The sequence below is a fragment of the Pseudomonas paraveronii genome, from assembly GCF_963681955.1.
Taxonomy (GTDB): Bacteria; Pseudomonadota; Gammaproteobacteria; order Pseudomonadales; family Pseudomonadaceae; genus Aquipseudomonas; species Aquipseudomonas paraveronii.
Window position 1 is genome coordinate 1,800,236 of the sequence record NZ_OY817130.1, and the last position, 25,289, is coordinate 1,825,524.

Below are 25,289 nucleotides of genomic sequence, written 5' to 3' on the forward strand. Positions count from 1 at the left end.
AAACATGCCCTGCCCTTCGATGCGGGCATTTTTGTGTGTGCGTCAGGCTTTATTGATCATCGAAATACCGCTCATGCCAGTCCACCAACGGCTGTGGCGAATTGAGCTTCTGCCCGTAGATCACCGAATAAGACAGCACGTTCTGCACGTACTGGCGGGTTTCGTCGAACGGGATGCTTTCCACCCACACGTCGAAACTCAGGTGATCGGCACCGCGCAGCCACTGGCGCACGCGGCCGGGGCCGGCGTTGTAGGCGGCGGAAGCGAGGACGCGGTTGCCGTTGAATTGGCTATGCACCTGGCTCAGGTAAGCCGCACCGAGCTGGATGTTTTTGTCCGGGTCGAGCACCTGGGCCGGGGAGGCCAGCGGGATGCTGAACTTGCGCGCAGTGTCTTTGGCAGTGCCGGGCATCAGTTGCATCAGGCCGCTGGCGCCGACGCCGGAGCGGGCGTCGTCCATGAACGCGCTTTCCTGGCGGGTGATGGCGAACACCCAGCTCGAATGCAGGCCGCGTACCTTGGCTTCGCGCACCAGGGTGTCGCGGTGGGCCATCGGGAAGCGGATGTCGAGGTCATCCCAGTACTGCGCCTGGCTGATGGTACGGATCGCCGGGAAGTACCACTTCATGTCGTAGGCCAACCTGGCCTGGGCGACCATTTCGTCGCGGTTGAAGTGACGGCTGACGTGGTACCACTCGCGGCGGCCATCGACCACCTGGCCACGCGCATAGAACTCCAGGGCGCGGCGCACGCCGGGTGTTGCGCACTTTGTTGATCAGCGCCTGGCTCATCAGCAGCGGCTTGTTGATCAACTGGTACGGGGCTCTGGAGCGGTCGGCGGCGAGGAAACCGTAGAAATCCCGCTCCCGCGACAGGTTCTTGTACAGCACCAGGGCTTGCGGGTTTTTCGGCTCGGCCAATTCAAGGCTGCGGGCCTGCCAGTAGCGCCAGCGGTTGGTGGTGGCCAAGTCTTGTGGGAGTTTGCGCGTGAGTTGGTAGGCGTCTTCCCAGCGAGCCAGGCGCAACAGCAGGCGCAGGCGCCATTCGGACACGGTGTTGTCGCGCAGTTCGGGGTCGTACTTGGTCATCACCTCAAGGGCGCGTGGGTCAAAGCGCTTGGCCAGGGTCAGGCCAATCTCGCGGGCAATCGCCACTTTTTCGTCACGGGAGAAGTGCATGCTGGTGGCGTAGCCGTCGAGCATGGCCATGGCCTTGTCCGGGTCCTGGCGCGCCAGACGGCGCAGGCCCAGGCCCACGGCGTCAGACATCGCCTCGGTGGCCGGCAGGAAGCGCGACGGGTCGCTGAGCATCTCGGGCTTTTGCGCCACGTCCACCATCAGGCGGCCTTGGGCGCCGAGGGTCGGCAGGCTTTTCACCAGGCTGTTGGCCAGCGCGTAGTTGCGGGCTTCGGCGGCGAGCTTGGCGCGGTCCCAGATTTTCTGCTCTGTGAGTTGGCCATCTGAGGCCCACTGCGCAAAGGTGGCATCACAGGCCGCCGGTTGGGATTTGCCAGTCAGCCAGAGTTTCTCGGCGGTCTTGTAGCCTTCGGCCTTCAGATTGTGCGTGAGCTGGAACTGGCCATGCAGGCAATCGAGCTCGACGAAGTTGAGCTTGGGGTCGTAGTACTTTTCAAAGGTCTGCCAGTCGCCACGGTCGGCCAGCCAGCGCAACCAACGCAGCTTCATCCAGTTGGCTTGGGGCAGGTCGCCGTTTTTAGCGAGGAATTGTTCGATTTCCTCGTTGCTGGCGGTCTTCAGGCGGGCGGTCAACTCGTCGTAGGCCAGGTACGGCGTCAGCGGATAATCGGCCAGGGCCTGGCTGTATTGCATGTACGGCCCGGTATCGCCTTTGGCCAGGGCGCGTTTGGCCTCATCGTAATATTGACGTTGGGTAGTGATGTCCACGGCCAGGGCGGATTGAGCGGCAGTGGCGGTAAGAAGCAGACAAGATAAAAAGTTGAAAAGGCGACTGCGCATGAGACGTCCGTGCAGAGAAATCACGACTAGCGCCGGCATCGCCGACACTCATTGCCTCTAGCTTAGCCTTTTGCCAGCGGCCGGTGAAAGCTTTGCTGACCGGTTCGTTCAAGTTCGCCGAAATTGTCCTACAGAACGCGTCAGTAGCGAAAATGCCGACCGCATCCCACCCTCAACTCAGGTAGAATGCGCGCCCAGTTTTTGGAGAAGCGTATGACCCTGCTCAAATTCAGCGATGTGTCCCTTGCTTTCGGCGCTATGCCGTTGTTGGACAAGGTGTCCTGGCAGATCGCCCGTGGTGAGCGGGTGTGCATCATCGGCCGCAACGGCACCGGTAAATCCAGCATGATGAAGCTGGTAAAGGGCGACCAGAAGCCCGATGAAGGCTCTGTTTGGCGTGCCCCCGGCCTCAAGATTGGTGAATTGCCGCAGGAATTGCCGGTTGCCGACGGACGGACAGTGTTCGACGTGGTCGCCGAAGGCCTCGACGGCGTTGGCGCGTTGCTCGCCCAGTACCATCACCTGGCGCAGAACTGCGTCACCGAAGAAGATCTGGACAAGCTGATGCACGTCCAGCAAGACCTCGAAGCCCGTGACGGCTGGCGCCTGCAGCAGTTGGTGGACAGCACCCTGAGCCGCCTGCAACTGCCGGCCGACAAGACCCTCGCCGAATTGTCCGGTGGCTGGCGTCGTCGCGTGCTGCTGGCCCAGGCCCTGGTGTCCGAGCCGGACCTGCTGCTGCTCGACGAACCGACCAACCACTTGGACATCGGTGCGATTGCCTGGCTCGAAGAAGCCCTCAAGGATTTCCAGGGTGCCGTGCTGTTCATCACGCACGACCGATCCTTCCTGCAGAACCTGGCGACACGCATCCTTGAACTGGACCGTGGTGGCCTGATCGACTGGAACGGCGACTACGCCAGCTTCCTGGTCCACAAGGAGGCCACCCTGGCCGCCGAAGATACCGCCAACGCTTTGTTCGACAAGCGTCTGGCCCAGGAAGAAGTGTGGATTCGCCAGGGCATCAAGGCGCGCCGCACCCGTAACGAAGGCCGTGTACGCGCACTCAAAGCCCTGCGCGTTGAGCGCGGTGAGCGTCGCGAGCGCACCGGCAAGGCCAACATCATGCTGGAAACCGCCGATAAGTCCGGCAAACAGGTGATGGTGCTGGATAACGTCAGCTTCCATCACCCGGACGGTCCGTTCCTGATCAAGGACTTCTCCATGGTCCTGCAGCGCGGCGACCGCATCGGCCTGCTCGGCGCCAACGGCACCGGCAAGACCACGTTGCTCAAGCTGATGCTCAGCGGCCTGCAGCCGACCAGCGGTAAAGTGGAAGAGGGTACGCGCATCGACGTGGCCTACTTCGACCAGTTGCGTCACCAGTTGGACCTGGAAAAAACCGTGATCGACAACGTCGCCGAAGGCCGCGACTTTATCGATATCGACGGCCAGAGCCGCCATGTACTGAGCTACCTGGGCGACTTCCTGTTCAGCCCGCAGCGCGCCCGAACGCCGGTCAAGGCCTTGTCCGGTGGTGAGCGCGCGCGCTTGCTGCTGGCCAAGCTGTTCAGCAAGCCGGCCAACTTGCTGGTCCTCGACGAACCGACCAACGACCTCGACGTGGAAACCCTCGAGCTGCTGGAAGAGGTCCTGCTGACCTTCAACGGCACCGTACTGATGGTCAGCCACGACCGGGCATTCCTCGACAACGTGGTCACCAGCACCCTGGTCTTCGAAGGTGAAGGCAAGGTGCGCGAGTACGTCGGTGGTTACCAGGACTGGCTGCGCCAGGGCGGCTCGCCGCGCCTGTTGGGCGTGACCGAGAGCAAGTCCGGCAAGGCCGACTTGAGCTCCGCCGTCGTGGCCCCTGTGGCCGCCGCTGCACCGGCTGCGGAAGCCGCGCCTGCCGCGAAGAAGAAACTCAGCTACAAGCTGCAGCGTGAGCTGGAAGCCCTGCCGGGTGAAATCGACGCCAAGGAGCAGCAGATCGCCGCGGTCGAAGCGGAAATGGCTGACGCGGGTTTTTACCTGCGTCCGGCGGCGGAAACTGCCAAGGTCATCGCGTCCCTGGAAACATTGAACCAGGAGCTGGAAGGGTTGGTTGAGCGTTGGGCCGAGCTGGATGCCTGATTGATTCCAATGCATTAAAAAACCCGGTGTTCATCTGATGAACACCGGGTTTTTTATAGGAGATGAGTTCAAATGTGGGAGCAAGCAAGCCCCCTCCCACATTGGATCTCCATCGGTCTTACGAGCTTTTTACCAGCTTCACCGCCAGCACATCGCACGGTGCGCCGTGCAGTACGTCATTGGCGGTGGAACCCAGCAGCAGTGCCAGCCCGTGACGGCCATGGCTGCCGACCACGATCAGGTCGCAGCCCTGTTCTTTGGCCAGGTGATGGATTTCCTGGCGCGGCTGACCATAGGTCAGGTGGCTCTGATCTTTTTTCAGGGTCGGGTACTTGGCGATCAGGCGCTCAAGGCGTTCCTTGGCTTGATCGAATTGCTGCTGTTGCAATTGAGACAGGTCCATCGGCACGTCGCCGCCAAAGGCCATGGCCATCGGTTCGACGATATGCACCAGGGACAGCTTGGCCGTGTCGCCAGCCAGATCCACGGCGCGCTTGATCACTGGATCGCACTCTTCGGTCAGGTCGACGGCGACCAGAATATGTTCGTATGACATGGGGCGTTCCTCCAGGGGACTGCAATAAGTTCAGTATGGCTGCTTTCAGGCGGATGGGGTTGCGTCAGGTCAAATCCGCTCATCTAGAAATTCGGGAGTACACATATGACGGTCTGGATAGTGGTGTCAATCCTCGCGGTGGTTTTGAGCCCCTGGCATGGCTGCGCCCGTCGCGTCATCAGAGCGGGCGCATGGCCCTGCGCATGGAGGCGCGCCGTATGGGCCTGGCGATGCAACTGTCGCCTCAGGAGTGGCCGCACTGGCTCAAGCAGGAGCCGCCGAGCCCGTGTGCGCAATACCACCGGCCACGGCGCGGCAAGGTTCCTGCGCTATGGAGTTACTGGCAGTTGGAGCCTGGGGTGTGGGTCAATCAATGGCAGGAACCGTGCGTGGATGAGACGTTGTTGGCGCATTTTGCGACGCTGCCGGCCAACGTCTACAAAGTCGAGGCGGACCGGCAAATGATCGCATTGTGCTGGGGCGAGAAGGGCGAGGTGAGTGATCTGCAGGCCATTGATACGTTGCTCAAGGCCCTGGCCTGAACGCCAGGCAATAAAAAAGCCCGACATCATCATCGGGCGGGGTTGGCCAGGCAGGCCGGTAACTCTGTGTGTTCCACGCCGGGTATTCATCCAGGCGTTTTGACTATTCTGTCATGGTTGCCGCAAGCCTAGCCGGATATCCGGATCTGTACAGCCTTTTTCAACATCGTGTTCATTATTGATTTTGTGAATAATCGAATATTGGCGAAGCGTGGGCCGCCGGTTGAGGTTCTGAAATGACTGGAAAGTCGCGTTTTTCCTAGCGCTTTCGAGCGATTGACAATTGCCCGGAATTGGATGAAGGTGGCGTACCCAAATCAAACGGGCGTATGAATTGAGCGTTTGTCTGTCAGATGTCTCATACAGAATCCCGACTATCGCATTGGCGGGTGTGCCTGGCGCATTGGGGTGAGCATTGACGAAATTTTCAATGTCCATCCAGAGGCCAGCGTCCAATGTGTACTGTTCAGCTTCCATATCGTGGAGATCAGTTGATGATTTACGAAGGTAAAGCCATCACGGTTAAGGCTCTTGAAAGTGGCATCGTCGAACTGAAATTCGACCTCAAGGGTGAGTCCGTCAACAAGTTCAACCGTCTAACCCTGAACGAACTGCGTCAGGCCGTAGACGCCATCAAAGCAGATGCTTCGGTCAAGGGCGTGATCGTCTCCAGCGGCAAGGACGTGTTTATCGTCGGCGCCGACATCACCGAATTCGTCGAGAGCTTCAAGCTGCCCGATGCCGAGCTGGTGGCTGGCAACCTCGAAGCCAACAAGATTTTCAGCGATTTCGAAGACCTCAACGTGCCGACCGTTGCCGCGATCAACGGCATCGCGCTGGGCGGCGGCCTGGAAATGTGCCTGGCCGCGGATTTCCGCGTCATGTCGGCCACTGCGAAAATCGGCCTGCCGGAAGTCAAGTTGGGCATCTACCCAGGCTTTGGCGGCACCGTGCGCCTGCCGCGCATCATCGGTGCCGATAACGCCATCGAGTGGATCGCCGCCGGTAAGGAAAACAAGGCTGAAGACGCGCTGAAAGTCGGTGCTGTCGATGCCGTGGTTGCTCCGGACAAACTCGCCGAAGCGGCACTGAACCTGATCAAGGGCGCCATCAGCGGCGAATTTGACTACAAGGCCAAGCGTCAGCCGAAGCTGGAAAAACTCAAGCTCAACGCCATCGAACAAATGATGGCGTTCGAAACCGCCAAAGGTTTCGTGGCAGGCCAGGCCGGCCCGAACTACCCGGCGCCGGTTGAAGCGATCAAGACCATCCAGAAAGCCGCGAACTTCGGTCGCGACAAAGCCCTGGAAGTGGAAGCGGCGGGTTTCGTCAAACTGGCCAAGACCTCTGCTGCCCGGAGCCTGATTGGCTTGTTCCTGAACGATCAGGAACTGAAGAAAAAGGCCAAGGCCTACGATGAAGTCGCCAAAGACGTGAAACAGGCCGCCGTACTTGGCGCCGGTATCATGGGCGGCGGTATTGCCTATCAGTCGGCGTCCAAAGGCACGCCGATCCTGATGAAAGACATCAACGAGCACGGCATCGAGCAAGGCCTGGCGGAAGCGGCCAAGCTGCTGGTGGGTCGCGTTGATAAAGGTCGTATGACCGCTGCGAAAATGGCTGAAGTGCTTAACGGCATTCGTCCTACGCTGTCCTACGGCGATTTCGGCCACGTCGACCTGGTGGTCGAAGCGGTTGTCGAAAACCCGAAGGTCAAGCAAGCGGTGCTGGCTGAAGTGGAAGCCCAGGTCAAAGACGACACTATCCTGGCGTCCAACACCTCGACCATTTCCATCACGCTGCTGGCCAAGGCCCTCAAGCGTCCGGAAAACTTCGTCGGCATGCACTTCTTCAACCCGGTACACATGATGCCGCTGGTGGAAGTGATCCGTGGCGAGAAGTCCAGCGAGCTGGCCGTCGCCACCACCGTTGCCTACGCCAAGAAAATGGGCAAGAACCCGATCGTGGTCAACGACTGCCCGGGCTTCTTGGTCAACCGCGTGCTGTTCCCGTACTTCGGCGGTTTCGCCAAGCTGGTCAGCGCCGGTGTGGACTTTGTGCGTATCGACAAGGTCATGGAAAAATTCGGCTGGCCCATGGGCCCGGCGTACCTGATGGACGTGGTCGGCATCGACACCGGCCACCATGGCCGCGACGTGATGGCTGAAGGCTTCCCGGACCGCATGAAAGACGACCGCCGTTCGGCGATCGACGCGCTCTACGAGGCCAAGCGCCTGGGCCAGAAAAACGGCAAGGGTTTCTACGCCTACGAGACCGACAAGAAGGGCAAGCAGAAGAAAGTGGCCGACCCGTCGGTTCACGAAGTACTCGCGCCGGTCATCTACGAGCAGCGTGAGGTGTCCGACGAGGACATCATCAACTGGATGATGATCGCCCTGTGCCTGGAAACCGTGCGTTGCCTGGAAGACGGCATCGTTGAAACCGCCGCCGAAGCCGACATGGGCCTGGTGTACGGTATTGGTTTCCCTCCATTCCGTGGCGGTGCGCTGCGTTACATCGACTCGATCGGTGTGGCCGAGTTCGTTGCCCTGGCTGATCAATACGCTGATTTGGGCCCGCTGTACCACCCGACCGCGAAGCTGCGTGAGATGGCCAAGAATGGCCAGAGCTTCTTCGGTTAAGCGTCCCATACACTTGAGCGAGAATATTTATGAGCTTGAATCCAAGAGACGTCGTGATTGTCGACTTCGGTCGCACGCCGATGGGCCGCTCCAAGGGCGGCATGCACCGCAACACCCGCGCCGAAGACATGTCGGCGCACCTGATCAGCAAATTGCTGGAGCGTAACGTCAAGGTCGACCCGAACGAAGTCGAAGACGTGATCTGGGGCTGTGTCAACCAGACCCTGGAGCAGGGCTGGAACATCGCCCGCATGGCCTCGTTGCTGACCCAGATCCCGCACACTGCGGCCGCCCAGACCGTCAGCCGCCTGTGTGGCTCGTCGATGAGCGCACTGCACACGGCCGCCCAGGCGATCATGACCGGCAACGGTGATGTATTCGTGATCGGTGGCGTGGAGCACATGGGCCACGTCAGCATGATGCACGGCGTCGACCCTAACCCGCACATGTCGCTGTACGCGGCAAAAGCCTCGGGCATGATGGGCCTCACCGCAGAAATGCTCGGCAAGATGCACGGCATTACCCGTGAAGCCCAGGACGCGTTCGGCGTGCGCTCCCACCAACTCGCCCACAAGGCGACCGTGGAAGGCAAGTTCAAGGATGAAATCATCCCGATGAACGGCTACGACGAGAACGGTTTCCTGAAACTGTTCGACTACGACGAAACCATTCGTCCGGACACCACCCTGGAAAGCCTGGCCGCCTTGAAACCGGCGTTCAATCCCAAGGGCGGCACCGTGACAGCCGGTACTTCGTCGCAAATCACCGACGGTGCCTCGTGCATGATCGTGATGTCGGCGCAGCGTGCCCAGGACCTGGGTATCCAGCCAATGGCCGTGATTCGTTCGATGGCCGTTGCGGGTGTGGACCCGGCGATCATGGGCTATGGTCCAGTACCGGCTACACAAAAAGCCTTGAAGCGCGCAGGTCTGACTATCGCCGATATCGACTTCTTCGAGCTCAACGAAGCGTTCGCCGCACAGGCCCTGCCAGTGCTGAAAGATTTGAAAGTGCTCGACAAGATGAACGAGAAGGTTAACCTGCACGGCGGCGCGATTGCCCTGGGCCACCCGTTCGGTTGCTCCGGTGCGCGTATCTCCGGCACTTTGCTCAACGTGATGAAGCAAAATGGCGGCAACCTTGGGGTTGCAACCATGTGCATTGGTCTCGGCCAAGGCATTTCCACCGTCTTCGAACGCCTCTAAGCGTTTGGTTGACGGAAGCCGGGGCCCAGTGCCCCGGTTTTTGTTTTTCGGTAGGTTTATTATTTTTTTTTAACAAATTTTGTAAGGCGGCCAGAGCATGAAAGTCGAACCAGGGCTCTACCAACATTATAAAGGTCCGCAGTACCGCGTTTTTAATGTGGCGCGGCACTCCGAGACCGAAGAAGAAGTGGTGTTCTACCAAGCACTGTATGGCGATTACGGCTTTTGGGTGCGCCCTTTGAGCATGTTCCTCGAATCCGTCGAAGTTGACGGCGAACAGGTCCCGCGCTTTGCTTTGGTACAGGCCGAACCCAGTCTTTTTTCAGGGCAATAACGGCAGGCCGCGCAGAATGCTGCGCTTGACCTCACCCGGTTGCCACTATATATAGCGTTGCCGCGTCAGGCGCCAACTGCCTTTCACTTCTCGAATTCAGGAATTTTCCGATCCATGGGCAAATCGCTGGTCATTGTGGAATCCCCGGCTAAGGCCAAGACCATCAACAAGTACTTGGGCAACGAGTACGTGGTGAAGTCGAGTATCGGCCATATCCGAGACCTGCCCACCAGCGGTTCGGCTAGCGCCAGCAAGGAGCCAGCCGCCAAGCGCGGCAAGGCGGCTGCGGGCGAAGGTCCGGTACTCACGCCTAAAGAGAAAGCGCGCAAGCAACTGGTCTCGCGCATGGGTGTGGACCCGGAACATGGCTGGAAGGCCAAGTACGAAATCCTTCCGGGCAAGGAAAAGGTCATCGAAGAGCTGCGCCGGCTCGCCAAAGATGCCGACACCATCTATCTCGCAACGGACTTGGACCGCGAAGGGGAAGCCATTGCCTGGCACCTGCGGGAAGCCATCGGCGGCGATGACAGCCGCTACAAGCGTGTGGTGTTCAACGAAATCACCAAGAAAGCCATCCAGGAAGCCTTCTCCAAGCCGGGCGAACTGGATATCGACCGTGTCAACGCCCAGCAGGCCCGGCGTTTCCTCGACCGCGTCGTGGGTTACATGGTTTCGCCACTGCTGTGGGCCAAAATTGCCCGTGGCCTGTCCGCCGGCCGTGTGCAATCGGTAGCGGTCAAGCTGGTGGTAGAGCGTGAACGTGAAATTCGTGCGTTCAACCCCGAAGAGTATTGGGAAGTCCACGCGGACCTCGGTACCGCCAAGGGCAATAACGTGCGTTTCGAAGTGGCCCGTGAGAAAGGCGAGGCCTTCAAGCCGCTGAACGAAACCCAGGCCATGGCTGCGCTGGAGAAGCTCAAGTCTTCCAGCTACAGCATCGTCAAGCGCGAAGACAAACCGACCAGCAGCAAGCCGTCGGCGCCGTTCATCACGTCCACCCTGCAACAGGCCGCCAGTAACCGCCTGGGCTTCGGCGTGAAGAAAACCATGATGATGGCCCAGCGTCTGTACGAAGCCGGCTACATCACCTATATGCGTACCGACTCCACCAACCTGTCGCAAGACGCGGTGGCGATGGCGCGCACGTATATTGAAAGCGAGTTCGGCAAGAAGTACCTGCCGGAAAACCCGAACGTCTACAGCAGCAAAGAAGGCGCCCAAGAGGCTCACGAAGCGATTCGTCCTTCCGACGCCAACACCGAGCCGAGTAAGCTGACCGGCATGGAGCGTGACGCTGAGCGTCTCTACGAGCTCATCTGGCGCCAGTTCCTGGCCTGCCAGATGCTGCCGGCGCAATACCTGTCCACCACCGTCAGTGTGGGCGCAGGCGACTTCGAGCTGCGTGCCAAAGGCCGTATCCTCAAGTTCGACGGCTACACTCGCGTGATGCCGCAAATCGCCAAGCCAGGCGACGACGATGTGCTGCCGGACATGGCCCAGGGCGACACGTTGAAGCTGATCAAGCTCGACCCGTCCCAGCATTTCACCAAGCCGCCGGCGCGTTATTCGGAAGCCAGCCTTGTGAAGGAAATGGAGAAACGCGGTATCGGTCGTCCTTCGACCTATGCGGCGATCATTTCCACCATCCAGGACCGTGGCTACGTGGCGCTGCACAACCGTCGTTTCTATTCGGAAAAGATGGGCGACATCGTCACCGAGCGTCTGTCCGAGAGTTTCTCCAACCTGATGGACTACGGCTTCACTGCCGGCATGGAAGAGAACCTCGACGACGTGGCCCACGGCGAGCGCGACTGGAAGAACGTACTCGACGAGTTCTACGGCGACTTCAAGAAGAAGCTCGAAGTGGCCGAAAGCCCGGACAGCGGCATGCGTGCCAACCAGCCGGTGATGACCGACATCCCGTGCCTGACCTGCGGCCGGCCGATGCAGATTCGTACCGCGTCCACCGGCGTATTCCTCGGTTGCTCGGGCTACAGCCTGCCGCCGAAAGAACGCTGCAAGGCCACCGTCAACCTGGTGCCGGGCGATGAAATCGCCGCCGACGACGAGGGTGAATCCGAGTCGCTGGTCCTGCGTGGCAAGCACCGTTGCCCGATCTGCAGCACGGCGATGGATGCCTACCTGTTGGACGAGAAGCACAAGTTGCACATCTGCGGTAACAACCCGGATTGCGACGGCTACGAGATCGAAGAGGGCAGCTACCGCATCAAGGGCTACGAAGGCCCGAGCCTGGAATGTGACAAGTGCGGCAGCGAGATGCAGCTCAAGACCGGCCGTTTCGGCAAGTTCTTCGGTTGCACCAACCCGACGTGCAAGAACACCCGCAAACTGCTGAAAAGCGGTGATGCGGCACCACCGAAGATGGACCCGGTGAAGATGCCCGAGCTCAAGTGCGAGAAGGTCAACGACACCTACATCCTGCGTGATGGCGCTTCGGGGCTGTTCCTGGCTGCCAGCCAGTTCCCGAAAAACCGCGAGACCCGTGCGCCGTTGGTGCTGGAGATCGTGCCGCACAAGGATGAGATCGATCCGAAGTACCACTTCCTGTGTGAAGCGCCGAAGAAGGACCCGGACGGTCGCCCGGCCGTGATCCGCTACAGCCGCAAGACCAAGGAACAGTACGTTCAGTCCGAAGTGGACGGTAAACCTACTGGTTGGAAGGCGTTCTACGACGGCGGCAAGTGGAAGGTCGAGGACAAGCGCCAGGGCGCTTGATCGGTTAATCTGATAACGCTAAAAGCCGTCTGCATAGACGGCTTTTGCTTGCTGTAGGAGCGAGCTTGCTCGCGAAGGTCGTTAACGATTACGCGAAAAACCTGATGCCCCACGGCGCTCCCGGTTTTTTTTGCGGGCAAGTCCGCTCCTACATACCAGCATCACGCCTATTCGTTGTGGAGATTGCCGTCATGGCCAACGAACTCTATACCCGTACCAATCAGAAAATTTACTTTGCGGGTTTGTCCCTGGAAGCCCTTGGCCGCGCCGAGGCAGGGAAGGAGATGAACGCCATCGCGCTGGTCCAGGCGGGACGTGAGGCGGCCTTGTTTCATCTCTACGGTGCCTTGCTGGGGTTGTGTCATGAAATCGCCGGGTTCTACCGTTTACCCCAGGCCGGTTCGCCGCGTGCGGAAATGATCATGAATCGCGAAGTGCTGGACGCCATGGCGATCCCTGAGCTCGCCGAGCTGGTGGAAATGGCGCAAAGCCCCGACAGTTGGGTAGCGCGCCTGCTCAAAGCGCATGCCGATATGTTCCAGCCGCCACGTGTTCCTCATGTCCCCAAGGGCGATGTGACCCAGCCGTTGATCGTGGCGCTGGCGCTGGAAGAGGATGAACCGAAGCCGTTGAGCCGCGAAGAGCTAGAAGGCTGGCGCCAAGAGCTGAAAAAGATGGCGCTGCGTTTTCGCGAAGGTTTGAACGAGTGCTGAGCTAAGTTATCTGCCAATTGCTCTGGGCAATGTGGGAGCAGGCAAACCAGCTCCCACCGCAGCAGCGGTGATCCAACGGACACCATTCATCCAGCCGTAAAGAAACCTCGCCAGATCCTCTGCGAGGCCCGGCAGATGACTGATATAATCCCGGCCTTTCGTGGAGAATAGACTTTTATGCCGACGTCCTTTCTGGAAATTGTTGAATTGCCTGACGGCCGAATCGAGCTGCGCCGGGCTGAGGACGAGGGTTCTCTGGTTATCTTGGACTTTTCCGAGGACGCCAAGGCATTCCTGCAAGGCCAGCACGTGGAAGTGGCTAAAGCCATGTTGAGCGTTGGTGTGCAGATGGCTGGCCGCTTGGCGGAAGGCGAACCGGAGAAGGACGACGGTCCACGGGTTCTGCACTGAGTCTCGCTGGTCGCTTTTTTGGCTGTATGTTGCAGATCGGCTTCTCAGCCTGAAGAAGCCTCGCGTCGATCGCGGGCACTGACCAAGGTCAGCTAGCCGCGAGTCTGACTGTTGCATTTACCCCAAACGAATATTCAAGCTCTGTGCATCGCCAGTGCGCGCTGCACTGATCAACTGCTGCTTGGCGTTGGCATTCAGCGGGTTCAACCAGCTCACCACTGTATGGCTGCGGCCCAGGCGCAGGGCTTCGCAGGTCAACTGTTGCGCGCTTTGCGCTCCGCGTGGTTGTAGCAACAGGATGCGCTCTCGGTTGAGACCGGCGTCCCGCAGCCAGGCTTGGGTCAGGCTGGCGGGCGGGGCGATCAGCGTCAACCAGCGTGCATCCTGTTCCTCGCTCAGTTCGCGCAGGATCGGCGCCAGCAGGCTCAGGCAGCTCCCGGCCGCACCGCGCAACGACAGTTCACTGAACGCCTCAGGCTCGGCGCTCCAGGGCGCCTCGACCGTTTCCTTGAGGATGGGCGCAAGGGGTTGGGCCATAAAGGCCTCGAACAGCGACAGTTGTGTGTGTTGGGGTGTGTGCACGAGCTGCATGATGCCTCCTTTAGCGGCGAATGACGCCGACGCTCAGGCCTTCGATCACCAGGTCCTGGTCTTTCAGGTTGACTTCGATCGGGGCGAACTCAGGGTTCTCGGCCAGGAGCCAGACCTTGCTGCCTTCGCGCTTGAAGCGTTTGACGGTGACTTCGTCGCCGATACGGGCGACGACGATCTGGCCATTACGGGCTTCGCGAGTGGTGTGGACAGCCAACAGGTCGCCGTCGAAAATGCCCACGTCCTTCATGCTCATGCCATGCACCCGCAACAGGTAGTCGGCGCGAGGATGGAAGAAGGTCGGGTTGATGTTGCAGGATTCCTCGACGTGCTGCTGCGCCAGGATCGGCGCGCCGGCAGCGACGCGGCCGATGATCGGCAGGGTCGATTCGTCGGCCTTGGCTTCGAAACCGGGGATGCGAATGCCCCGCGAAGCGCCCGGGGTCATCTCGATCGCGCCTTTGCGAGCGAGGGCCTTGAGGTGTTCTTCGGCGGCGTTGGGGGATTTGAACCCCAGCTCCAGCGCAATTTCCGCACGCGTCGGCGGGTAGCCGTTGTCGTCGAGGCAGCGCTTGATAAAAGCCAGAATCTCAGCTTGGCGTGGCGTCAGTTTTAGCATGTTGATCGCTCTGTCTTTTTATACAGTGACTGGGATTATATACAGTGGACTGCGCTTGGCAATCATCCTTTTTTGCGCGTCCGCTGGACGGTCATTCGTCAGCCCTCCTACAACGCAAAGACAGCGCTGCCTACAGAGTTGAAAGGATGTGATTAAATAGCCTTCAAATAGATGACTGCCCAGCCGGAAAGCGAACCCGCAGGCTTGACAAGACACAACCTGAAACGTATGTTTCAAACAAGTGTTTGTCAGGCGGAGTAGCCATGGCCCAGTCGGAAACCGTTGAACGCATTCTCGATGCTGCCGAGCAATTGTTCGCGGAAAAAGGATTTGCTGAAACCTCATTGCGGCTGATCACCAGCAAGGCCGGGGTCAACCTCGCCGCCGTGAACTACCATTTCGGCTCAAAAAAAGCCCTGATCCAGGCGGTGTTCTCGCGTTTCCTGGGGCCGTTCTGCGCCAGTCTCGACCGTGAGCTCGAACGCCGCCAGGCCAAGGCCGACCATAAGCCGAGCCTGGAAGAACTGCTGGAAATCCTCGTTGAGCAAGCGCTGGTGGTGCAGCCCCGCAGCGGCAACGACCTGTCGATCTTCATGCGCCTGTTGGGCCTGGCGTTCAGCCAGAGCCAAGGCCACCTGCGCCGCTACCTGGAAGACATGTACGGCAAGGTATTCCGCCGCTATATGTTGCTGGTCAACGAAGCCGCCCCGCGCATTCCGCCGATCGAATTGTTCTGGCGCGTACATTTCATGCTCGGCGCGGCGGCATTCAGCATGTCCGGGATCAAAGCGTTGCGGGCAATTGCCGAGACTGACTTTGGCGTCAACACCTCCATCGAACAGGTGATGCGCCTGATGGTGCCGTTCCTCGCTGCGGGCATGCGCGCCGAAACCGGCGTGACCGACCAGGCCATGGCCGCCGCCCAATTGCGTCCGCGCAGCAAATCCACGCCAATCCCCGCGAAGGTTTGACCGCCCCGGGTGTGCGCGGCCGCTGGCATCCGCTAAGCTAGCCGCCCATGCCGAATTCAGCTATTGACTCGCAACCCGTTGTTCTCGCCGCCCCCGTCGCGCCGCGAGAGCAACGGGTTGTGTGCGTTATTTAAGGAAGGTTTATGACTGCTGCCCTGCAAGGTTCTTTGATGGTCGACGTTGCCGGCACCTGGCTGACGGCCGAGGATCGCCACCTGTTGCGCCAGCCTGAGGTGGGCGGCCTGATCATTTTTGCACGCAATATCGAGCATCCGCGCCAGGTGCGGGAATTGAGCGCGGCGATTCGTGCCGTGCGCCCGGACCTGCTGCTGGCGGTCGACCAGGAGGGCGGTCGCGTGCAGCGCTTGCGCCAGGGTTTTGTGCGTCTGCCGGCCATGCGCGCGCTGGCGGGTCACCCCAATGCCGAATACCTCGCCGAACAGTGTGGCTGGATCATGGCCACTGAAGTCCTGGCCGTTGGCCTGGACCTGAGCTTCGCCCCCGTGCTGGACCTGGACTACCAGCGCAGCGCGGTGGTCGGCAGCCGTTCCTTCGAGGGCGACCCCGAGCGCGCCGCAGTGCTTGCCGGTGCGTTTATCCGCGGCATGAACAGCGCCGGCATGGCCGCCACCGGCAAGCATTTCCCGGGGCACGGTTGGGCTGAGGCCGATTCCCACGTTGCGATTCCCAATGACGAACGCAGCCTGGAACAGATTCGCGCCAATGACTTGGTGCCTTTCGCACGCCTGAGTCAGCAATTGGCGGCGGTGATGCCGGCACACGTCATTTACCCGCAAGTCGACGCCCAGCCTGCCGGTTTCTCGCGCCGCTGGTTGCAGGACATCCTGCGCGGCGAGCTGCAGTTTGACGGGGTGATTTTCAGCGACGACCTGTCCATGGCCGGTGCCCATGTGGTCGGGGATGCGGCCAGCCGTATTGAAGCCGCACTGACGGCAGGTTGCGACATGGGCCTGGTGTGCAATGATCGGGCGGCTGCCGAACTGGCGCTGAGTGCGGCCCAGCGCATGAAGGTCACGCCATCGGCGCGGATTGCGCGGATGCGTGGGCAAGCGATTGCGTCGACGGACTATAAGCAAGATCCGCGTTGGCTGGTGGCGCTCAGGGCACTGCGCGAGGCGCAGTTGATCGATTAAGGCGGCGGCGCGCCTATCGCGGGCAGGCCCGCGATAGGCGATCTAACCGTCAGCGCTTTTCTTGCTTATTGGGCAACGGCGCAAACAGCGCCTCGATATCCTCGTTGCCCAACTGCCAATCCCCGGTGGTCCGCCCGTCCAGCACGCCTGCTGCCAGGTCGGACTTTTCCTTCTGCAGGTGCTGGATTTTCTCCTCCACCGTGCCCCGCGCAATCATCTTGTACACGAATACCGGCTTTTCCTGGCCGATGCGATACGCACGGTCAGTGGCCTGGTTTTCCGTGGCCGGGTTCCACCACGGGTCATAGTGGATCACGGTGTCGGCTTCGGTCAGGTTCAGGCCCACGCCACCTGCCTTCAGGCTGATCAGAAAGATCTGCAGCTTGCCGCTCTGGAAGTCCTTCACCGGCGTGCGCCGATCGCGGGTCTGGCCGGTCAGCAGCGCGTAGGCGACGCCGCGTTTTTTCAGCTCGACTTCAATCAAGCTCAGCATCGAGGTGAACTGGGAAAACAACAAAATCCGGCGACCTTCGGCAAACAGCTCTTCGAGCATCTCCATCAAGCTGTCGAGCTTACCCGAGCTGCTGCCGCGCGCCGGTAGGGTGGCATCGTTGACCAGGCGCAAGTCGCAGCACACCTGGCGCAACTTGAGCAGCGCTTCAAGAATGATGATCTGGCTGCGCGCCACGCCTTTGCGGGTGATCTCGTCGCGGACTTTTTGTCCATGGCCAGGCGCATGGTTTCGTACACGTCGCGCTGGGCTTCATTGAGCTCGACCCAGTGGATGATCTCGGTTTTCGGCGGCAATTCCGTCGCCACCTGTTCCTTGGTACGGCGCAGCAGGAAGGGTTTGATCCGACCGTTCAGGTGCTGCAATCGTACATCGCTGGCGCGTTTTTCAATGGGCACGCGGTAGTCGCGGTTGAAGCTTTTCACGTCGCCCAACCAGCCCGGCAACAGGAAGTGGAACAGCGACCACAGCTCGCCCAGGTGGTTTTCCAACGGCGTGCCGCTCAGGCACAGGCGCTGCCGTGCGTTGAGCTCACGCGCCGCCTGGGCCGCCTTGCTCGAAGGGTTCTTGATGTACTGCGCTTCGTCGAGGATCAGCACATGCAAGGGCAGGGCGGTGAGCTGCTCGATGTCTTTGGGCAGCAACGCATACGTGGTCAGCAGCAGGTCGTAGTCCTGCAAGTTCGCGAAGTGCTTTTTGCGCGTGGCGCCATACAGCGCCAGGACCTTGAGTTGCGGCGTGAAGTGCGCGGCTTCGTCGAGCCAGTTGGGAATCAGGCTGGTGGGCATCACCACCATGCACGGGCGGTCCAGGCGCCCGGCGATCTTTTCGCTGAGAATATGCGCCAGGGTCTGTAGGGTTTTGCCCAGGCCCATGTCGTCCGCAAGAATGCCGCCCACATCCAGTTGGCGCAGTGACTGCATCCAGCTCAAGCCCTCCAACTGATAGGGGCGCAAGGTCGCGTTCAAGCCCTCGGGCGCGACGCAGGTGAAATCCTTGATGTCGCGCAGGCGCTGGGCGAAGTTGCGGATCTTCTCGCCGCCTTCCCATTGCAGGGGCAGGTCTTCCAGCGGGTTGAGGCGGATCGCGTCGGCTTTGGCCAGGCGCAGCGTGGTGGTGCCGGGTTCCTGCAGGTAAAACTCGCCGAGGGTGGCCAGTACGGGTTTCAAGCGGCCGTAGGGCAGCGCCACTTGCAGCGGGCCATGGCCACCGTTGGGCAGGCCGGGGATGTTGACCAGGATCAGTTCGTCATCGCGGCGCCGCGCGAGTTTTTCCGGGTTGAGGATCTCGGTGTGCGAACGCATCAGGTTGAGCAGGATCGGCAACAGGCTCAGGCGCTCACCGTTGACGATGATCCCCAGTTCCAGATCGAACCAGTCACGCTCCGGCCCTTCGTCGACGGTGGCATACCAGTCGTCCACCGGGCTCAGGTCGAAGCCGAAGTCGTCGTCGATCTGCAACTCCCAGCCTTCTGCCCGCAGTGTCGGCGATGCGTTGAGGGTGAAGTTCAGCCAGGCGCTGTCATTGACCATCTCGAACAGCTCGCCGGCACTTTCCGGCAGCGCTTTGCTCTGGCGCGTGGCGATCTTGAAGCCGAGCAGGCGCAGTTGCTCGCGATAGCGTTGTTCCTGCTCGGGGTGCCGCTTGATTCGCAGGCTCTGGGTTTCCTGGCGGACGATGATGTCGGCGTTCTTTTGCCCGCTGACGTAGTTGCCCAGATAATTGAACGACAGCGCCGCACGGTGCTGGATATAGCGCTGCATCTTGCCGTTGCGCGGCTCGAACGCGCTGAACTCGACACTCGCCAGCCACAAGCGCGGCACGGGCAGCACATCGTCCATCACCACTTGCGGCAACACCACGCGGTTGTCCAGCACGGCCTGGAGTTTTTCCAGCAGTTCGGCGTCCTGGGCCGCCGCCGGGTAGGCCAGGGTTTCCTGGACCTTGAGCAGCACCGCCGCGATGTGTTTGCAGTTGGTGTGTACCGGGCAGGTACAGCGGCTGTCCACCAGGATCAGCGTGCCCTTGGCCGATTCGCGCAACGAGATGGTCTGCCGGTAGACGTTGCTGCCCGAGCCTTCGCAACTGGCGATGATGGTGCTGTCGCCCGACTCGACGATGCGCACGCGGTTTTCCAGGGCATAGCGCCGCCCGCGCTCCAGGCTTTGTTCTTTGAAGCGATTGGCCCACGAAGGGGCCAAGGGCTTGGTCAGCGGCGACGTCAGGGGCATGGCGCTGGATCAGTCCTGAAGGTCGGTGGGCGGTGCGCTGGGCTGCTTGGCGGTCAACGAGGTGATCTTGATCAGCAGCGCGAGGTGGCCGCCATCCAGGTAGTTGAGCTGGTTGTTCTTGGTGCGCACGTCTTTCTGCGCGAGGTGCTCGCTGGCGATGACGCTGCCGTTGCCGTCAAACTGGTTGATCCAGAAGTCGGCGTCGATATCGGTAAAACGGCCCAGTTGCAGGTTCAGCACGCCCTCGATGGGAAACTGGCCGAACTGCTCCTGGCCGTCGGTGATCGCGATCTTTACCGGTTGCTCGCCGAGGTTCTGTTCCCAGGCCTTGTGTGCGAGCACGGTGTAGTTGGCGTCTGCGCGAAGTTTGTCGACGATCGTGCCCAGGCGCGGCGGGCTCTTTCTGTCGCCCAGGCGCATGGCGCCGGCATCCCAGTCTTCCGGCGCGGCGCGGCTGTTGATCACCGGCTCCATGTTCTGGCGCACCAGAACCATTTCCACTTGGTACAGGCTGTCGGCAAACGCCGAGGGTGCGAGTACCACTAATAACAAGCTCAGAATGCGGAACACGCGCATTGGGGCGTCCTTCAAGCAGATTTCGGGATGAGGCGCTCAAACAGCGCCTCCAAGGTATTGAAACGTTCTTCGGCGCGTTCCATCGGCACCATGAACTTGAACAGCGTAGCCCCTTCGAACTTGTAACGGTTGGGCTGGCCCTGGATCAGCTTGATCAGCACCAGCGGGTCCACTGGCGTCTGCGCTTCGAACTCGATGCGCCCGCCCTGCGGCCCGGCGTCGACCTTCTTGATGCCCAGTTGCTCAGCCTGCAATTTGAGCAGGGTCAGGCGCACCAGGTTCTTGGTCGGTTCCGGCAACAGGCCGAAGCGGTCGATCATCTCTACTTGCAAGTCCTTGAGGCCTTCTTCGTCGGTGGCCGAGGCGATGCGTTTGTACAGGATCAGCCGTGCGTGGACGTCCGGCAGGTAGTCTTCGGGAATCAACGCCGGCAAGCGCAGGTTGATCTCCGGGCCGCCGCCCAGCGGTTGGTCGAGGTTCGGTTGCTCGCCCTTGCGGATGGCTTTCACCGCACGTTCGAGCATTTCCATATACAGGGTGAAGCCCACGGCCTGGATCTGCCCGCTCTGGCCGTCGCCGAGCAGTTCGCCGGCGCCACGGATTTCCAGGTCGTTGGTGGCCAGCACAAAGCCGGCGCCCAGGTCCTGGGTGTTGGCGATGGCTTCCAGGCGTTTTTCCGCGTCGCCGGTGATTTGCTGGCGCGGTGGCGTCAGCAGGTAGGCGTAGGCCTGGTGGTGACTGCGTCCGACGCGGCCGCGCAGTTGATGCAGTTGTGCCAGGCCGAACTTGTCGGCGCGCTCGATGATGATGGTGTTGGCGCTTGGCACGTCGATGCCGGTCTCGATGATGGTCGAGGCGATCAGCACGTTGAAGCGCTTGTGGTAGAAGTCGCTCATCACCTGTTCGAGGTCGCGCTCGCGCATTTGCCCGTGGCCGATGGCGATGCGCGCTTCCGGCACCAATGCAGCGAGGTCGGCGGCGCATTTCTCGATGGTCTTCACGTCGTTGTGCAGGTAATACACCTGCCCGCCGCGCAGCAATTCACGCAGCAACGCTTCCTTGACCGTGCTGTTGTTCTGCTCCATCACGAAGGTGCGCACCGACAGGCGCCGCGCCGGCGGGGTGGCGATGATCGACAGGTCGCGCATGCCCGACACCGCCATGTTCAGCGTGCGCGGAATCGGCGTGGCGGTGAGGGTCAGAATGTCGACTTCGCTGCGCAGGGCCTTGAGCTGTTCTTTCTGGCGCACCCCGAAGCGGTGTTCTTCGTCGATGATCACCAGGCCCAGGTTCTTGATCTTCACATCGTCCGACAGCAGCTTGTGCGTGCCGATCACGATGTCGATCTTGCCCTCCGCCAGGTCGGCGACGGCGGCATTCACTTCCTTGGCGGACTTGAAGCGGCTCATCACTTCCACGGTCACCGGCCAGTCGGCAAAGCGGTCACGGAAACTGTTGTAGTGCTGCTGGGCGAGCAGGGTGGTCGGCACCAGGATCGCCACTTGCTTGCCGCCATGCACCGCGATGAAGGCTGCGCGCATCGCCACTTCGGTCTTGCCGAAGCCCACGTCGCCGCACACCAGGCGGTCCATCGGCTTGGGCGCGAGCATGTCGGCGCGCACGGCGTCGATGGTGGTTTGCTGGTCCGGGGTTTCTTCGAAGGCGAAGCCGGCACTGAAAGTGGCGTAGTCGGCTTTCGGGTCGGCGAAGGCGTAACCTTCGCGCGCTGCACGCCGGGCATAAATGTCGAGCAGCTCGGCGGCGACGTCGCGCACCTGTTCGGCGGCCTTGCGCTTGGCTTTCTGCCAGGTCTCGGAACCGAGGCGGTGCAACGGCGCCAGGGCATCGTCGCTGCCGGTGTAGCGGGCGATCAGGTGCAGGTTGGCCACCGGCACATACAGCTTGGCGCCTTCGGCGTATTCCATGGTGAGGAATTCGGCGGCCTGGTTGTCGATTTCCAGGGTTTGCAGGCCGAGGTAGCGGCCGACGCCGTGGTCGATATGCACCACTGGCGCGCCTTCGCGCAACTCGGTGAGGTTTTTGATCACGGCGTCGTTGTTGGCGTCGGCGCGTTTATCGCGGCGACGACGCTGCATCACCCGTTGACCGAACAACGGGCTTTCGGCGATCAGCGCCAGGGCCGGATCGTCCAGCTGCAGGCCTTCATTCAGCGGCGCGATGGTGATCGCCAGGCGCTCTTTGCTGGCGATGAAGTCCGGCCAACTGTCGACGGTTTTCGGGCGCAGCTTCAGGCGTTCCAGCAGCTCCAGCAGCACTTCGCGGCGCCCGGCCGATTCGGCGGTAAACAGCACGCGACCGGGGAAATCGCCGAGGAAGTTGGACAGCGCTTCGAGCGGTTGGCTGGCCTTGGCTTCAATCGCCAGGTTCGGCAGGTTTTGCGCCGGGAAGCGCGCGCGGCCCGTGCCGGCGTCCACATCCTCTTGGCTGACGACCACGCGCGGCCAGTTTTTCAGGCGGGCGAAGCAGTCTTCCACCGGCAGGAACAGTTCGGCGGGCGGTAATAAAGGCCTGGATGGATCGACGCGACGCTCTTCATAGCGGTTGCGCACGTCGTTCCAGAAGTTTTCCGCCGCTTGCTCGATGCCCGGCAGCGAGAACACCTGGGTGTCCTGGGGCAGGTAGTCGAACAGGGTGGAGGTTTCGTCGAAGAACAGCGGCAGGTAGTACTCGATACCGGCGGGGGTAATCCCGCTGCTCAAGTCCTGGAAGATCGGGCAGCGGCGGAAGTCCACGTCGAAGCGCTCGCGAAAGCGCGCCTTGAAGCGTGTCACCGCGTCTTTTTGCAGCGGGAACTCCCGCGCCGGCAGCAGTTTGACCGACTCGACCTTGTCGATGGAGCGCTGGTTTTCCGGATCGAAGGTGCGCAGGGTCTCGATTTCGTCGTCGAACAGGTCGATGCGGTACGGCAACTTGCTGCCCATCGGGAACAGGTCGATCAGCGCGCCGCGTACCGCGAATTCGCCGTGCTCATAGACCGTGTCGACGCAGCGGTAGCCGCTGGCTTCCAGGCGCGTGCGCATTTGCTCGACGTCGAGCTTCTGGCCGATATCCAGCACCAGGCTGCTGCCCAGCAGGAACTTGGTCGGCGCCAGGCGATGCAGCGCCGTGGTGATCGGCACCACCAACACGCCGTGGGCCAGTTCCGGCAGGCGGTACAGGCTGGCGATGCGCTGGGAAATGATGTCCTGGTGCGGCGAGAACAGGTCGTAGGGCAGGGTTTCCCAGTCGGGAAAGTGCAGCACCGGCAAATCGGGGGCGAAGAAGCTCAGCTCCTGCTCCAGCCGTTCGGCGCTTTGGCTGTCGGCGGTAAGCAGCAGGGTAAAGCGCTTGGCTGCGCTGGCAGCCTCGGCGATGGCCAGGCTCAGGGCGGCACCGGGCAAGTTACCCCAGTGCTGTTTACCTGCCGCGGCAGGGAGTAGCGGTAGACGCAGAACGGGCACGGAAGGTTGAGCTCCAAGCGTTGCGACAAAGTCGGTAATTGTAACGGCCCGAGGTGCCGCCTGTCAGTTGCTGACTGAGCCTATTACGGTTTGTGGGAAATGTAGTGGCTAAGACAAACAATGGCGTGTTTTGACTCAGTATGTAGTGCTGAAATGCACATAGTTTTCGGAGGGTTACGGACAAGTCGCCCCGCCTGCTCCACTAGTGGCCTTCTGGAACCCGCGTATTTACTGGGCTGCAGCGGGGTGGCTTTTTTGGATGAGAGCTTTTTGTTGTGGGACGCGCATTGCTCCTGGGGCGGCCTGGCGGCATAATGTAGCCCCTTTTTTCAGCCCCTACATGTGGAAGGTTCCCGTGACTCAGAAGCCCGACCAGTGTCTTGGTGAATGGATCGACCGTGAAGCACTCGCTGAAGCGATGATCCCGCTTATCGGTCAGCTGTACCGCAATAACAATGTGGTGAGCTCGATCTATGGCCGCAGCCTGATCAACCAATCAGTCATCGCGATTCTCAAGGCGCATCGCTTTGCTCGCCATCGTTCTGCCAACGACAGCGAACTCTCCGTCCACGAAACATTCCCTCTGCTCAAAGCCATGAGCGAGCTCAAGCTCGGCGCGGCCTCGGTAGACCTGGGCAAGTTGGCCGCCAAATTCCGCGCCCAAGCCAGCGGCCGTTCCGTCGAGCAGTTCGTGCGTGAAGAATTGGCCGACGTGGTGGGCAAGCAGAACGCTTCCGCCCGCAAAGGCACTGACGTTGTGCTTTACGGCTTCGGTCGTATCGGCCGCTTGCTGGCACGCATCCTGATCGGCAAAACCGGTGGCGGCGACGGCTTGCGCCTGCGCGCCATCGTGGTGCGCAAAGGCGCCGAGAACGACCTGGCCAAGCGCGCGAGCCTCTTGCGTCGCGACTCGGTACACGGTCCGTTCAACGGCACCATCGTCATCGACGAAGAAAACAACACCATCACCGCCAACGGTAACCTGATCCAGGTGATCTACGCGAAGAACCCGACTGAGGTGGATTACACCCAGTACGGCATCAAGGACGCCCTGCTGGTGGATAACACCGGCGTATGGCGCGATGCCGAAGGCCTGGGCCAGCACCTGACCTGCCCGGGTATTGCCCGCGTTGTCCTGACTGCGCCTGGTAAAGGCAAGCTGAAGAACATCGTTCACGGCATCAACCACGCGGAAATCACCGCTGACGACAAGATCGTGTCTGCCGCTTCCTGCACCACCAACGCCATCGTGCCGGTGCTGAAGGCCGTCAATGACAAGTTCGGCATCGTCAACGGCCACGTCGAAACCGTTCACTCGTACACCAACGACCAGAACCTGATCGACAACTTCCACAAGGGCGATCGCCGTGGCCGCAGCGCCGCGTTGAACATGGTGATCACCGAGACCGGTGCCGCCACCGCTGCCGCCAAGGCCCTGCCTGAGCTGGCCGGCAAGCTGACCGGTAACGCGATCCGCGTGCCGACGCCTAACGTGTCGATGGCGATTCTCAACCTGAACCTTGAGAAAGCCGCTACCCGTGAAGAGATGAACGAGTACCTGCGCTACATGGCGCTGCACTCCGATCTGCATAAGCAAATCGACTTCGTCAACTCGCAGGAAGTGGTTTCCACCGACTTCGTTGGCTCGCGCCACGCCGGCGTGGTGGACGCGGAAGCGACCATTTCCCAGGATAACCGCGTTGTGCTGTACGTGTGGTACGACAACGAGTTCGGCTACAGCTGCCAGGTCGTTCGCGTGATGGAAGACATGGCTGGGGTCAACCCGCCTGCATTCCCGCGCTAAGCGTTCAGGTTGAATGAAAAAGCCCCGACTGGTTCGGGGCTTTTTTCTGGCTGGGGATTTATGTTGTTTGCGCCGGCTTCATCGCGGGCAAGCCCGCTCCCACAGGGGCGTCAGGCGGTACGC

General features: G+C 60.9%; 16 protein-coding genes and 3 pseudogenes. 11 read left to right on the forward strand and 8 right to left on the reverse strand.

All coding sequences use genetic code 11. The features are described 5' to 3' along the window. Positions 1 to 49: 49 nt before the first annotated feature. Positions 50 to 1,976: pseudogene (locus U5A08_RS08125) on the reverse strand (transglycosylase SLT domain-containing protein). Positions 1,977 to 2,189: 213 nt separating this feature from the next. On the opposite strand from U5A08_RS08125, the gene U5A08_RS08130 reads away from it, so the two are divergent. Further along, positions 2,190 to 4,109 carry an ATP-binding cassette domain-containing protein gene (locus tag U5A08_RS08130; RefSeq protein ID WP_253394114.1) on the forward strand — a complete coding sequence of 640 codons (1,920 nt, stop codon included), beginning with the start codon at positions 2,190 to 2,192 and terminating at the stop codon, positions 4,107 to 4,109. 118 nt (positions 4,110 to 4,227) lie between these two features. Here the strand turns inward: U5A08_RS08130 and U5A08_RS08135 are convergent, their stop codons facing one another. Continuing rightward, on the reverse strand, positions 4,228 to 4,665 hold the full coding sequence (locus U5A08_RS08135) for a universal stress protein (protein ID WP_253394115.1): 438 nt from the start codon (positions 4,663 to 4,665) through the stop codon (positions 4,228 to 4,230). A gap of 105 nt (positions 4,666 to 4,770) precedes the next feature. Between U5A08_RS08135 and U5A08_RS08140 the strand changes: the two are divergent. Next, positions 4,771 to 5,207: pseudogene (locus tag U5A08_RS08140) on the forward strand (hypothetical protein). Positions 5,208 to 5,318: 111 nt separating this feature from the next. Here U5A08_RS08140 and U5A08_RS08145 read toward each other — a convergent pair. Next, a complete protein-coding gene (locus U5A08_RS08145; protein ID WP_321851082.1) occupies positions 5,319 to 5,684 on the reverse strand; it encodes a hypothetical protein in 366 nt (121 codons plus the stop codon). Between the two features lie 17 nt (positions 5,685 to 5,701). On the opposite strand from U5A08_RS08145, the gene fadB reads away from it, so the two are divergent. The 6 genes from fadB (at position 5,702) to U5A08_RS08175 (ending at position 13,248) form a co-directional block, all read left to right on the forward strand. Next, positions 5,702 to 7,849, forward strand: a complete 2,148-nt coding sequence (fadB, locus tag U5A08_RS08150) for a fatty acid oxidation complex subunit alpha FadB (RefSeq protein WP_017848773.1) — start codon at positions 5,702 to 5,704, stop codon at positions 7,847 to 7,849. Between the two features lie 29 nt (positions 7,850 to 7,878). Then, entirely contained in the window at positions 7,879 to 9,054 is a 1,176-nt protein-coding gene (fadA, locus tag U5A08_RS08155; protein ID WP_253394122.1) for an acetyl-CoA C-acyltransferase FadA, read from the forward strand. A gap of 97 nt (positions 9,055 to 9,151) precedes the next feature. Next, a complete protein-coding gene (locus tag U5A08_RS08160) occupies positions 9,152 to 9,388 on the forward strand; it encodes a DUF1653 domain-containing protein (protein WP_010563748.1) in 237 nt (78 codons plus the stop codon). Positions 9,389 to 9,502: 114 nt separating this feature from the next. Next, positions 9,503 to 12,124, forward strand: a complete 2,622-nt coding sequence (topA, locus tag U5A08_RS08165) for a type I DNA topoisomerase (RefSeq protein ID WP_247402001.1) — start codon at positions 9,503 to 9,505, stop codon at positions 12,122 to 12,124. 191 nt (positions 12,125 to 12,315) lie between these two features. Beyond that, positions 12,316 to 12,837, forward strand: coding sequence for a DUF6586 family protein (locus U5A08_RS08170; protein ID WP_253394124.1), 522 nt, complete (start codon positions 12,316 to 12,318; stop codon positions 12,835 to 12,837). Positions 12,838 to 13,014: 177 nt separating this feature from the next. Further along, positions 13,015 to 13,248 carry a hypothetical protein gene (locus U5A08_RS08175; protein WP_053255041.1) on the forward strand — a complete coding sequence of 78 codons (234 nt, stop codon included), beginning with the start codon at positions 13,015 to 13,017 and terminating at the stop codon, positions 13,246 to 13,248. A gap of 117 nt (positions 13,249 to 13,365) precedes the next feature. On the opposite strand, the gene sulA is transcribed toward U5A08_RS08175, so the two are convergent. Both sulA and lexA read right to left on the reverse strand, forming a co-directional pair. Continuing rightward, positions 13,366 to 13,839, reverse strand: a complete 474-nt coding sequence (gene sulA, locus U5A08_RS08180; protein ID WP_253394126.1) for an SOS-induced cell division inhibitor SulA — start codon at positions 13,837 to 13,839, stop codon at positions 13,366 to 13,368. A gap of 10 nt (positions 13,840 to 13,849) precedes the next feature. Continuing rightward, the gene (lexA, locus tag U5A08_RS08185) at positions 13,850 to 14,458 is read right to left on the reverse strand and encodes a transcriptional repressor LexA (protein ID WP_003172575.1); all 609 of its coding nucleotides are present in this window, start codon (positions 14,456 to 14,458) and stop codon (positions 13,850 to 13,852) included. Positions 14,459 to 14,721: 263 nt separating this feature from the next. Here lexA and U5A08_RS08190 point away from each other — a divergent pair, with 263 nt between their 5' ends. Continuing rightward, positions 14,722 to 15,429 (forward strand): TetR/AcrR family transcriptional regulator, encoded by a 708-nt coding sequence (locus U5A08_RS08190; RefSeq protein ID WP_253394130.1) that lies wholly within the window; start codon positions 14,722 to 14,724, stop codon positions 15,427 to 15,429. A 143-nt stretch (positions 15,430 to 15,572) separates the two neighbouring features. Further along, entirely contained in the window at positions 15,573 to 16,583 is a 1,011-nt protein-coding gene (gene nagZ, locus U5A08_RS08195) for a beta-N-acetylhexosaminidase (protein WP_321851086.1), read from the forward strand. 49 nt (positions 16,584 to 16,632) lie between these two features. Here nagZ and U5A08_RS08200 read toward each other — a convergent pair. The 3 genes and pseudogenes from U5A08_RS08200 to mfd all read right to left on the reverse strand — a co-directional run bounded on the left by U5A08_RS08200 (position 16,633) and on the right by mfd (position 23,362). Then, a pseudogene (locus U5A08_RS08200) lies at positions 16,633 to 19,325 on the reverse strand (DEAD/DEAH box helicase). A gap of 9 nt (positions 19,326 to 19,334) precedes the next feature. Further along, a complete protein-coding gene (locus tag U5A08_RS08205) occupies positions 19,335 to 19,901 on the reverse strand; it encodes a CsiV family protein (RefSeq protein ID WP_321851088.1) in 567 nt (188 codons plus the stop codon). An 11-nt stretch (positions 19,902 to 19,912) separates the two neighbouring features. Next, positions 19,913 to 23,362 carry a transcription-repair coupling factor gene (gene mfd / locus U5A08_RS08210; RefSeq protein ID WP_321851090.1) on the reverse strand — a complete coding sequence of 1,150 codons (3,450 nt, stop codon included), beginning with the start codon at positions 23,360 to 23,362 and terminating at the stop codon, positions 19,913 to 19,915. Positions 23,363 to 23,702: 340 nt separating this feature from the next. Here mfd and U5A08_RS08215 point away from each other — a divergent pair, with 340 nt between their 5' ends. Further along, a complete protein-coding gene (locus U5A08_RS08215) occupies positions 23,703 to 25,166 on the forward strand; it encodes a glyceraldehyde-3-phosphate dehydrogenase (RefSeq protein ID WP_253394135.1) in 1,464 nt (487 codons plus the stop codon). Positions 25,167 to 25,289 lie beyond the last annotated feature (123 nt).